Origin of the sequence: Burkholderia sp. BE17, assembly GCF_009362305.1 — a bacterium.
In the GTDB taxonomy this organism is placed as follows: Bacteria; Pseudomonadota; Gammaproteobacteria; order Burkholderiales; family Burkholderiaceae; genus Burkholderia; species Burkholderia pyrrocinia_C.
This window is the reverse complement of record NZ_WHNU01000086.1, coordinates 1-10544: the sequence shown is the minus strand read 5'-3', so window position 1 is coordinate 10544 and position 10544 is coordinate 1. Positions and strand designations below refer to the sequence as shown.

Sequence of the window (10544 nt, the reverse complement as noted above, 5' to 3'; positions counted from 1 at the left end):
GCCTATTCACAGGCCACGCTCAACGCTGTTGCCAAGCGGCTCAATGAGCGTCCTCGAAAGACGCTAGACTTCGATACACCGGCTGAGCGCTTTCATCAATTCGTTGCATCGACGGGTTGAATCCGCAACCCACAACGGCCGGTCAGGTTTCGCGATAGCGGACCTTCATTTCCCACGTTTGTCACCTTGCGGAGCCCAATGATCTGGGGGCGCACCGTCGCCTTACTGCTTCTGGCCGAACGCGTGTCAAAAAGCGCAGGCTCACATTTTCCGTTTACAACGGCCGCACCTACGCTTCCGGGATTTCGATTGTCCCTTCAAGATATTGAACAGCCTGACCGGAGATATATACCCGGTCCCCTTGTACGCGACAATGAAGTAACCCGCTGCGGCGTGACACCTGCATGGCCACGAGTTGTGACCTGCCCAAACGGTCGGACCATAATGGCGCAAGCGCCGCGTGAATAGATCCGGTCACCGGATCTTCATCTCCGCCATTGGCAGGCCAAAAGTAGCGGGACACAAAATCATGCTCATCTCCGCGCGCTGTCACGACAACATCGAGCGGACCAAGTGCCGACAGCAGATTGAGTTCGGGTACGACGGATCGTACCTCGTGTTCCGTTCCGTAGATCGCAACATAGGCTTGCTGGTTTATCAGCACTTCTTGAGGCCGTATCGAAAGCCCCTGGATCAAGTTCGCGGGTATTTCTTCCAATTTTTCAGGCCGGCGCTGCGGGAAGCTCATTTCGATCAGACCGTCATGCGTAAGGCAAACGGCAAGCCGACCGACCGCTTTCGCAACAAATTCGATGACTTCCAAATCATCACATCGCTTGAAGATCACGTATGCGCTTGCCAGCGTGGCATGTCCACAAAAAGCAATTTCGGTAAGTGGAGAAAACCAGCGGATGTCGAACGCGCCGTCGGCATTTTTCACGAAGAATGCTGTTTCGGACAGGTTGTTCTCAGCGGCGATTGCCTGCATCAAGCTATCGGGCAACCAGCGTTCGAGTGGCACTACCGCAGCGTAGTTACCCTTAAACACCTTATCTGAGAATGCGTCAATCTGATAGATCGGCAGTTTCATGAAATGCGCCTGTTCAAAGCGGGAGGTTGGTCAGCGATTTGCGGTGTTATTCGTAGACAACGATATCAGCCCGGGAAGCTGGCGAACATGTACAGATTGCGATGTTCGGCACAAAAAGCGACCGCTCGCTTGGGCCGACGATGCCGTGGGCGTCGTCTGAAAGCAGCCGTTTGCCCAACGTTTTGCTGCCCGTCGATCCTGCGATGAAGTGTTTTAGCGAGCATGAGCGGTGGCCCACCGGGACAACCGCGCATGACGATGACGGAAAAGAAACACGAGCACGCCGCCAATCATACTTGGCCACCCTGGCAGCCATCGCGTCGGCGAACGCAACTCAAAAGTCAGTTTGTCGTGCACTTCACAACCGCCGCTTATGTCGCGAATGGTCCGTTCGTGAATCCAGGTCCGAATGCCGAGCATTCGCGACGTTTCCTTGAATCGGAATCCGGGGCCCACTTCAGCGAGCGTGATGTCGTCGAAATCTACCGGGAGCACGCCCAACACAAGGAGCCAGCTCCGGCCGAAACAGCGCCCAAGCGGGAGTTGATCGATCGACCTACCTCGCAGAGCGGCAGGGACCGTCATGTGTAACCACGGAAACAGTTCGTCGTTGATGCCTTGCGGCGTTGTCACACGCAACCACGCTGCAGCGGCGCTTACCGGGAGTGTGGACCTTCGTTCAAATGTTGTTCTCACAGTCATCCCAATGTTTGAGTATTGTTCTCCCGGCCTGCCGGTCTCCACTCGGTCGAAAGAATTTGCACGGGCCACCATCCTTGACAGTGAGTGGCCGTGATTGTCGACGATTCGATCGGTGGTGTCGACCGACCGAAACTGGCCGACATCGGCATGACAGCATGCGCATCTCACCACGGCTAAAGGTTGCGGTGCAACCTGAGCCTCAGGCGGTACTGGCCATTCCCGCCTGCGTGTGAGCAAGCGATTGGCATTCCAGCGCCTTTTCGATAAACGTGATAAATGCGCGTGCTTTTGCGTTTAACGCCGATCGCTCGGTAACGCATGCGTAGAGGTCCATCGGTTCCGGCTCGGCATGGGCGATGTTGCCGGAGCCCGGCTCGAACAATGCCCGCAAGCGTCCGCTATCGATCATCGGTTGTGCAACGAAGCTCGCCAGCCGTGCGATACCTCCGCCATTCGCAGCGATCTGCGCAAGCATGTCGATGTCATCGCAGACGAACGCGGGTTTGACTTGCACTTCGAAGCGCTCGCCGTCCCGTGTGAATCCCCATGGCAAGTAACGGCCGTCTGTCGGATAACGAAAAGCTAGGCAGGCGTGGTGTTTCAGATCCTCGGGCGAGAGAGGTGCGCCAGCGCGTTCGAGATACCCGCCCGACGCACAGAACACGAAAGGCCGCGAGGCAATACGCCGGGCGATCAGCCGCTCATCGAGTTGTGCCGCGATCCGGATGCTTACGTCGATGCCTTCGAGCCGATGATCGACGGGCCTGTCGGTGCTGATGAGTTCGGTATCGATGCGTGGATATGCGGCTTTGAATGCGGGCATCAGTGGCGCGAGCACGTAACGACCGAATGCCGCCGTTGTGGCGACGCATAGCGGGCCTTGCGGTGCCGCCTCCGAGGCCGCTGCCTGGGAGGCCAGATCGATATCCCCGGGAATATGCCTCACCTTCGCGTAGTACCGTGCGCCGCTTTCGGTGAGCGCCATCTTGCGTGTCGTTCGTGAGAGCAGGCGTGCGCCCAGATGTGCCTCGAGGCGCGCAACGCCCTGACTAACTGCGGCTGCACTCACCCCGTGTGTGCGTGCAGCCGCGGCGATGCTGCCGGTCTCCACGACACGGATGAAGATGTTGATTAGTCTCAGAATGTCCATCGGCCCCGTTCGATCTTTTCGTGCGTGTCGTCAATTTTACTTACGAATGAATCAAGTGTGCACCGGCTACCAGCCTGTTCCTCAACCCGGTACGCTAGCTATCCCATCTGACCCACGCTATGAGGTTTTTCATGCCCGCAGGAACCACCACGACCCGCCGGATTCGCTTCCCAAGAGCATCTGCGCCATATGTATTTGCGCTGTACATGGCGACCATCATGGCATTTCTCATGTGTCTCGTGATAACCGTCGCCGAATTCGGCATCGACGGGCATTACATCGAAAATGTGAAGAATGCGTATCGGGTGGCGATGCCTTCCGCGTTTGTCTGCATCTTGGTAGTGCGCCCGATAGTCGCCCGGCTTGTCGCGTGGACGGTTCACACGTATTGACCATCTAGGTCGCAACCGACGCAGGCGTGCATTTGCCGACGACCGAGGTTGACATTCGAAGGTCGGCTTTTGGCCGCGCTGCGCCGTACGATGCCGTCGCCGCTCGGGCAGCCAAGACGACACCCGGACGGCACGTCTCGCAACCCATTGCAGATATTCGGCGATTCAGATGCATCGCGCATTTCACCTCGCGAGGCTGCCCAATTCGCCTAACCTCATCTGAATTAATTCCAGCAATGCCCGCACACGCGCTGTGACGGAATGCCGGTGGCTGTAGGCACCAAGCAATTGCAACGGCGCAGGACATAGGTCCAGTGTCACCTCTTGCAATCGGCCTGCGGCCAGATCTTCCTGGCATGGGTAGGCCGCCACAATCGCGAAACCGATGCCTTGCCGTGCGCCTGCCACGGCCAGTTCTCCGCTGTTGACGCGGTAGCGGCTACGGACCGGCACCTTGACCATTTCGCCCGCAGCGTCCTGAAACTGCCAGGGCTGGCCCTTCAGTGCACTGAGGGTGGTGATGCAGGGCAGAGATTTCAGCTCACGCACGTAGCGTGGCATTCCGGTCTTGGCAAGCAAGGAAGGAGCGGCGACCACGATGCTGGGCAGTGTGGCGAGTTCGCGGGTGATGAAGGCACTGTCCTCCTGATGACCCCGATGGAAGACGATGGAAAGGTCGACGTCCTCTCGAAGCACTTCCAGTCCGGTCATCCGGGTATCGCATTCCAGCTCGATGCCGGGATGGAGGCTACAGAATTCGGCGAGGATGGGAGCCAGCAGTCTTGGCGCTTCGCTAGGCATGCACATCTTCAGAGGACCGCGCAATTCGCGCTGTATCACGCCAAGCTCTTCCTCCGTGGAGAGCAAGGTGTCGAGCAAGGGCTTTGCGCGCTCGTAGAGCAGCCGGCCGGCTTCCGTCATGCGCAGATGGCGGGTACTTCGCTCCAGTAGGCGTACACCGAGTCTGCGCTCCAGTGCTGCAACGTGGCGGCTGACATTCGACGAGGGCATGCCCAACAGGCGTGATGCGCCAGCGAAGCTCTGCTCATCCACGACTGCCGCGTAGACACGGACAGTATTCAGATCGAGTGCATCGCGCATTGATTATCCCGTTTGAGGTATGAAATCTGCCCATTTTTGCACGCTAGTTCTCCGTGTTGGTGGAATCTAAGATGCCCTTCTTGTCCGATGAGCCACCCTTGGCCGTGCATCAGGACTGCTTGAGAAGGAGAGCTTCAGCGTGGAAATTGGAATACTTGGCGGCGGCATTGCGGGGCTGAGCGTGGCACTCGCCTTGCACAAGCAGGGGTACCGTCCCCGTGTTTATGAGCGCCGGGCGGAGCCTGCGACTATGGGAGCTGGCGTGACGCTCTGGCCCAATGCAGGCTTTGTGCTGGAAGAGCTGGGACTGCTGCGAGACATAGAGGCTGTCGGTGGCCGGCCTCTGATAGCGCATCGCTACGATGACGCAGGCAACGCTCTGGGAGGCGTCGACATTGCATTGCTGGATCGGATGATGGGGTATCCGACCCATACGGTGCTGCGCCGGGACTTGCAGGAGGTGTTGCTGAAGCATGCGGCGCGGGCAGGCATCCCGGTGGAGTTCGGACACCGAGCGGCGGCCATTGATCTGGATGCCCACGGCAGGGCCGTGGCCCATTTTGAGAACGGCGTGAGCATCCGCCCGAACTTGCTCATCGGGGCCGACGGCCGTATGGATTCAGTGGCGCGCAAATTTGTTGCGGGTGACAACACGCCGATCTACCAGGGCTTCGTGAACTGGATCGGCGTGGCGCAGGGACAAAGTGCGCTGGTCGACGACATCGCGATTCAGGACTTCTGGGGGGCGGGCAAGCGCTTCGGCTGCGTGGCGATCCGGAGCGATTTGCTCTACTGGGCAGCAGCGCAGGCGCGGCCATTGCCTGGGGAAACCTCCACCTCAAAAATGCGCAAGGAGATTGAGGATCTGTTCGCCGGATGGCCCGAGCCTGTCGCCCCCATCATTCGGGCCACGCCTGCGCGTGCCATCCGGCTGATTGCGGTGCATGACCTGGAGCCACTGCATGCATGGAGTCGGGCAAATGTGCTGCTGATTGGAGATGCAGCGCATGCGCCTTTGCCGACATCGGGGCAAGGTGCCTGTCAGGCACTGGAAGATGCATGGCATCTGGCTCGGTGCCTGGAGGGCACAGGCGGTAGCTTGGACGAAGTCTTCCAGCAATTCACGGAGATCCGCAGGCCCAAGACCACCAAGCTGGCCGAAAAGGGACGGATCTTTGCACGCGCCCTACTTGCGACTGACCCAGAAACCTGTCGCATCCGCAACGAGCGGGCCAAGGCATCCAATCCTGTCCGTGATGTGCAGATATTGGCTGAGGGATGGGCGCAAGGATTGCCCATGCCACTCTATGCAGGCGGCATGCCTGTGGATGGTGCCGGTGTCAGCAGTCTGTACGCTCCTGGGACCGTGCCAAACTAAACAACGGTTGGAGTCTCCAGCAGTGAGACTCCTCGCGGTGAACTGTAGGCCTGTATCTTTCACACTAGAGGAACCAGATGGTCTTTGGCAGACGGATCGTTGCAAATGTCTGCTGTTGGCCGAACCGAGTCGGATGACCGGACGTCCGCGTCGCTCCCCATGGCGGGCCCGGCCCAGCCCCATGCTCGATGGCGTCGGTTGCTACGCCTGCGCCCAATCACTTTCGGCCGCCAGTGTGCGCTGCGCCGAGTTCAGCGTTACATGAATCTCGACAGTACCAGCCTAGCCTCCATCGTCATCAGCCGTGCCGCCGTCAGTGCTGCTTGCGGCAAACCGGATCGGTCTCGCGCCGCTCGCTCGATTCGCACCAGTAACTCGGCCGCCACGCTTCGAACGCGACGGCCTTGGTCGCGTTGGCGCGCGTGACGCGGACCGGATCGGCCTTCAGCGCGTCGCCGTCGTGCTCATAGTTGAACCGCCAGTTGCGGAACACTTCGCGATGGAAAACCCACGTGCGGTGCGCGACGTCATAGCGAAACGTCACGCGGTCGCGCCAGTGGTTATGGCCCGCGAATACACCCTGTTCGACCGTGAACGCGCGCGGTTCGATCGTGAGCGCGTTCTCCGCGACGCCATCGAGATACGGGTCGCCCATGCCGCCTTCGTCGGCTTTCATGATCACGGTGTCGTTGCGCGCCGCCAGCCGGTAGCGTCCGTCCTTGCCCTGCAGGAAGATCAGCAGCGGACGCGGCCCAGGCTTGCGCATCGAATCGCCGGGCAGGTGCGCGACGACGACGTAGCCGGGGCGGGCGCTGTCGGTCAGGCGTCCGGACGCGGCATCCAGCGCTTCGTAGCCGGCGGGAAGCTGCGCGACGATGTCGTCAGGGAGATCGGACGTGTCCGGGCAAGTGAGCGACGGCGGCGTGTCGCCGCACTGCGTGGCGTATGCATTGCCGATGCCGAATGTCAGCAGCGCGGCGATGAGGAATTCTTTGAAGCGGGGGATCGTCATGCGGTTCGAATCATGAGGTCGCGGCGCGGAAGCCGACGCGCACGCGTAGGCTCGCCTCGCCGCAGCGCGGGTTGATGGATCGTCAGGTGACGCAGTGCAATTGGTCACGCGCGCTTGCGCGTCGGCCGTGCGACGGGTGCCGGTGCCGGCGGCTCGTCGTCCTGCTCGCAGAGCCGGTCGAGCATGCGTTGCGCGGCGCCCGCGCAATCCTCGCCCGCCGGCTTGTTCTCGATCTCGTCGATCAGCGTCTCCAGATGGCGCCGGTTCTGCGCGAGACGCTGTTCGAGCAGCGCGATTTCGTCGACCTTGTGCCGCAGCGCGATCAGCAACTCGTCGCGCGGCCACGCGCCGAGATCGGGCGGCAGCACCGCGCGGATTTCGTCGAGCGCGAAGCCCGCGCGCTGCGCACGGTCGATGATCGCGAGCCGCGTCAGCGCTTCCGGCCCGTATTCCCGATAGCCGTTCGCCTGCCGGCGGGCCGGTTCGAGCAGGCCGCTCGCTTCGTAGAAGCGGATGCGCGACGCCGCGAGGCCGCTGGCCCGCGCCAGTTCGCCGATTTTCATGTGGTGCTCCAAAGAGGCTTGACCTTAAAGTTGACTTTAAAGTTATCGTTGGGCATCGTCAATCGAGGATGCGCTCCATGAACCTGTTTACGCCCCTGACACTGCCCAACGGTGCGGTGATCCCGAACCGGCTGGCCAAGGCCGCGATGGAGGAGAACATGGCCGATGCGGATCACGCGCCGTCCGACGCGTTGCTGCGCCTGTACCAGGCCTGGGCCGACGGCCAGGCCGGGCTGATCCTGACCGGCAACGTGATGGTGGACGGCCGCGCGATGACGGGGCCGAACGGTGTCGTGCTCGACAGCGACGCGCATCTCGACCGTTTCCGCCGCTGGGCGCAGATCGCGCGCTCGGGCGGCGGCCACGTGTGGATGCAGATCAACCACCCGGGGCGCCAGATGCAGGCGGCGCTCGGCCAGACGACGCTCGCGCCGTCGGCCGTGCCGCTCGCGCTCGGCGCGCTGTCGAAGCAGTTCCCGGTGCCGAAGGAAATGACGCAAGCCGATATCGCCGAGGTGCAGCAGCGTTTCGTGCGCGCGGCGCAGCTCGCGGAGCAAAGCGGTTTCACCGGCGTGCAGATCCACGCGGCGCATGGCTACCTGCTGAGCCAGTTCCTGTCGCCGCTGACGAACCGCCGGCAGGACCAGTGGGGCGGCAGCATCGAAAATCGCGCGCGCCTGCTGCTCGACATCGTGCGGGCCGTGCGCGCGACGGTGTCGCCCGCGTTCGTCGTCGCGGTCAAGCTGAACTCGGCCGATTTCCAGCGCGGCGGCTTCAGCGCGGACGATGCGAAGCGCGTGGTCGAGCTGCTGAATCCGCTCGATGTCGATCTCGTCGAACTGTCGGGCGGCAGCTACGAAGTGCCGGCGATGCAGGGCGAGGCGCGCGACGGGCGCACGCTTGCGCGCGAAGCGTATTTCCTCGAATTCGCACGCGACATCGCGGCCGTCGCGCGGATGCCGCTGATGGTCACCGGCGGCATCCGGCGCCGTGCGGTCGCCGAGCAGGTGGTTGCAAGCGGCGTGGCGATGGTCGGCATCGCGACCGCGCTGTCGATCGATCCGAACCTGCCGCGCGACTGGCGGGCCGGCAAGGACAGCGCGCCGGTGCTGCAGCCGATCCGGTGGAAGAACAAGGTGCTGGGCGCGCTGGCCAACATGGCCGTCGTCAAGTTCCAGCTCACGCGGCTCAGCGAAGGGCGCCGCACGAACCCGCAGGTGTCGCCGCTGCGCGCGCTGGTCCGGCAGCAACTGGCCGCGCAGTGCCAGACGCGGCGCTATCGGAAGTGGATGGCGGGGCGCGCGGCGGGCCCGCGCGCGTGACGTCGTTTTCCTGTGCCTGCCCGGCCGGCGCAAAAGCCGCGAGAACGGCGGCCGGCAGCATCAATCCGAACTTCATGTTCGGAATCCTTTGAATCGATGGAGGCGCTTTTCGATCAGGCAGTCGAGCGCGCCGCACGACCGAACAGCAGACGATCGATCAACCAGACCGCGACGATCGTCATCCCCATCAGCGGGAATACGATCCCGAGCAGCACGAGCCCCGCGATCCAGCCGCGCATCGGCGGCGTGCCGCGTTCGCGCGACGGCGCGCCCAGCTTGGCCGCCGGGCGGCGCTTCCACCACATCACCGCGCCCGTGACGGCCATTGCCGCCAGCCCGAGCGACAGCACCGCACAGACGATCTGGTTCGCGAGACCGAAGTAACGCCCCATGTGCAGCGACGTGCCGTACGACACGGCTTTCGACACCACGCCGTAGTCGTCGTAGCGGATGTCCTTCAGCACTGCGCCGGTGTACTGGTCGATGTAAATCGTCCGCTCCGCCTTCGGGTCGGCCGGGAAGTAAGACGCGGTGAACACGCCGTCCGCGCCCGACGGCAGCGCGAGCGTGTAGCCGCTCGTCACGCCGAGCCCCGCGACGATCGCGATCGCGCGTGCCAGCGGCAGCGGCGCCGGCGTCGGCGCCGACGGCGAATGCGGAACGGGCACGTTGCCGACCGCCCACGGCGTTTGCGGCAACGGCAGGTCGTCCATCACCATCCCCGGCATCGAGTCGCCCGATTCGTGATGATGGCCGGATGCCGCAGCAGCCTGCGCGTGCGCGGGTTCCGCCGCTGCGCCCGGGCGCGTCGAACGCACCGCCGCGCCGCCCCATGCGCCCTCCGGCGCGCCGAGGTTCACGGTCGCGGCGAGCGCCTTGAAGTTCTTGCCCCACGAGCCCGACCACGGCAGCCCCGTCAGGATGAACGCCACGGTGCCGGCCGCGAGCCAGATGCCCGCCGTTGCGTGAATGCTTTTCCACAGCGGCCGGCCGCGCAGCGACAGGTCGGGCCGCAGCGCGCGCCCGACGCGCGCCGCGCCACGCGGCCACCACAGCGCGATGCCGGTGCCGATCATCACGAACGTCCAGCATGCGGCGAGCTCCATCAGCAACTCGCCCGTCTTGCCGAGCAGCAGCTTGCGATGCAGCATCCGGTCGACCTGCATGAAGCGGCGCTCGACGCTCAGCGTGCCGAGCACGCTGCCGTCATACGGGTTCACGTAGACGCTCTCGCGGCTGCCGTCGTGCAGCCGGAACACATATTCGGCGCTGCGGTCCGGCGCGGTGGAGACCTGCACGGAAACCAGTGTCGCACCGGCCGGCATCGCGGTACGTGCGCGGGCGAGCAGCGCGTCCGGGTCGAGCTTCGGCGTGGCGCGCGGCTCGACGACCAGCCGGTGCGGATACAGCAGCGGCTCGATCTGCGGCTGGAAGCAATAAAGCGTGCCCGTAATCGCGAGGATCACGAGAAACGGCATAACGAACAGGCCGGCATAAAAATGCCAGCGCCAGAGCGTCCGGTAACCGGCGCTTGCGGAACGGGCGGGCGAGATCGTCCGCTCGATGGTGGTCGACATGGTGTCAGCTCCTCATGATCGTCGATCGGCGAGGCCGGCGCGGGCCGGCCGCCGTCAACGCGTTGCACACCGGCATGCGAACGTCGACGCAATGGGCAACGCGGCCCGACGCGCAAGCCATGCGCAAGGCGGCGTCGCCCGCGCGACGCGGGCAGTCGGGTGAACGCTTGAATCAGGTGTGGTGAAACGAACGGCATGAAGGCCCATGCACGTCGACGTGCACGAGCCGCTGGGCGGAACGTTCAGCAGAACAAAGG

At 63.2% G+C, this 10544-nt stretch carries 10 protein-coding genes and 1 pseudogene; 5 read left to right on the top strand and 6 right to left on the bottom strand.

What is annotated here, in order from left to right:
• Nucleotides 1–120: pseudogene (locus GD429_RS39590) on the top strand (IS30 family transposase); the annotation flags it as partial.
• A gap of 169 nt (nucleotides 121–289) precedes the next feature.
• Here GD429_RS39590 and GD429_RS39585 read toward each other — a convergent pair.
• Nucleotides 290–1090 (bottom strand): PhzF family phenazine biosynthesis protein, encoded by an 801-nt coding sequence (locus GD429_RS39585; RefSeq protein WP_152865620.1) that lies wholly within the window; start codon nucleotides 1088–1090, stop codon nucleotides 290–292.
• A gap of 252 nt (nucleotides 1091–1342) precedes the next feature.
• Here GD429_RS39585 and GD429_RS39580 point away from each other — a divergent pair, with 252 nt between their 5' ends.
• Complete coding sequence (locus GD429_RS39580) at nucleotides 1343–1681, top strand: hypothetical protein (RefSeq protein WP_152865617.1); 339 nt, start codon at nucleotides 1343–1345, stop codon at nucleotides 1679–1681.
• Between the two features lie 310 nt (nucleotides 1682–1991).
• Here the strand turns inward: GD429_RS39580 and GD429_RS39575 are convergent, their stop codons facing one another.
• Nucleotides 1992–2942: a LysR family transcriptional regulator gene (locus GD429_RS39575; RefSeq protein ID WP_152865615.1), complete on the bottom strand. Its 951-nt coding sequence runs from the start codon at nucleotides 2940–2942 to the stop codon at nucleotides 1992–1994.
• A 131-nt stretch (nucleotides 2943–3073) separates the two neighbouring features.
• Between GD429_RS39575 and GD429_RS39570 the strand changes: the two genes are divergently transcribed.
• Nucleotides 3074–3334 (top strand): DUF2798 domain-containing protein, encoded by a 261-nt coding sequence (locus tag GD429_RS39570; protein WP_152865612.1) that lies wholly within the window; start codon nucleotides 3074–3076, stop codon nucleotides 3332–3334.
• A gap of 183 nt (nucleotides 3335–3517) precedes the next feature.
• Here the strand turns inward: GD429_RS39570 and GD429_RS39565 are convergent, their stop codons facing one another.
• Nucleotides 3518–4435: a LysR family transcriptional regulator gene (locus GD429_RS39565; protein ID WP_152865609.1), complete on the bottom strand. Its 918-nt coding sequence runs from the start codon at nucleotides 4433–4435 to the stop codon at nucleotides 3518–3520.
• A 139-nt stretch (nucleotides 4436–4574) separates the two neighbouring features.
• On the opposite strand from GD429_RS39565, the gene GD429_RS39560 reads away from it, so the two are divergent.
• Nucleotides 4575–5813, top strand: coding sequence for an FAD-dependent monooxygenase (locus GD429_RS39560; protein ID WP_321575142.1), 1239 nt, complete (start codon nucleotides 4575–4577; stop codon nucleotides 5811–5813).
• A gap of 313 nt (nucleotides 5814–6126) precedes the next feature.
• On the opposite strand, the gene GD429_RS39555 is transcribed toward GD429_RS39560, so the two are convergent.
• Together GD429_RS39555 and GD429_RS39550 are read right to left on the bottom strand one after the other, a co-directional pair.
• On the bottom strand, nucleotides 6127–6825 hold the full coding sequence (locus GD429_RS39555; protein ID WP_152865604.1) for a hypothetical protein: 699 nt from the start codon (nucleotides 6823–6825) through the stop codon (nucleotides 6127–6129).
• A gap of 104 nt (nucleotides 6826–6929) precedes the next feature.
• Nucleotides 6930–7388 carry a MerR family transcriptional regulator gene (locus GD429_RS39550; protein ID WP_152865601.1) on the bottom strand — a complete coding sequence of 153 codons (459 nt, stop codon included), beginning with the start codon at nucleotides 7386–7388 and terminating at the stop codon, nucleotides 6930–6932.
• Nucleotides 7389–7465: 77 nt separating this feature from the next.
• Here GD429_RS39550 and GD429_RS39545 point away from each other — a divergent pair, with 77 nt between their 5' ends.
• On the top strand, nucleotides 7466–8710 hold the full coding sequence (locus GD429_RS39545; protein WP_152865599.1) for an NADH:flavin oxidoreductase/NADH oxidase family protein: 1245 nt from the start codon (nucleotides 7466–7468) through the stop codon (nucleotides 8708–8710).
• Between the two features lie 113 nt (nucleotides 8711–8823).
• On the opposite strand, the gene GD429_RS39540 is transcribed toward GD429_RS39545, so the two are convergent.
• Nucleotides 8824–10287: a PepSY-associated TM helix domain-containing protein gene (locus tag GD429_RS39540; protein WP_152865596.1), complete on the bottom strand. Its 1464-nt coding sequence runs from the start codon at nucleotides 10285–10287 to the stop codon at nucleotides 8824–8826.
• Nucleotides 10288–10544: the final 257 nt, after the last annotated feature.

Bases quoted from the DNA above. Each gene is read 5' to 3' on its own strand.
- GD429_RS39585 (WP_152865620.1), bottom strand. From the start codon at position 1,090: ATGAAACTGCCGATCTATCAGATTGACGCATTCTCAGATAAGGTGTTT.
- GD429_RS39580 (WP_152865617.1), top strand. From the start codon at position 1,343: ATGACGATGACGGAAAAGAAACACGAGCACGCCGCCAATCATACTTGG.
- GD429_RS39575 (WP_152865615.1), bottom strand. From the start codon at position 2,942: ATGGACATTCTGAGACTAATCAACATCTTCATCCGTGTCGTGGAGACC.
- GD429_RS39570 (WP_152865612.1), top strand. From the start codon at position 3,074: ATGCCCGCAGGAACCACCACGACCCGCCGGATTCGCTTCCCAAGAGCA.
- GD429_RS39565 (WP_152865609.1), bottom strand. From the start codon at position 4,435: ATGCGCGATGCACTCGATCTGAATACTGTCCGTGTCTACGCGGCAGTC.
- GD429_RS39555 (WP_152865604.1), bottom strand. From the start codon at position 6,825: ATGACGATCCCCCGCTTCAAAGAATTCCTCATCGCCGCGCTGCTGACA.
- GD429_RS39550 (WP_152865601.1), bottom strand. From the start codon at position 7,388: ATGAAAATCGGCGAACTGGCGCGGGCCAGCGGCCTCGCGGCGTCGCGC.
- GD429_RS39545 (WP_152865599.1), top strand. From the start codon at position 7,466: ATGAACCTGTTTACGCCCCTGACACTGCCCAACGGTGCGGTGATCCCG.
- GD429_RS39540 (WP_152865596.1), bottom strand. From the start codon at position 10,287: ATGTCGACCACCATCGAGCGGACGATCTCGCCCGCCCGTTCCGCAAGC.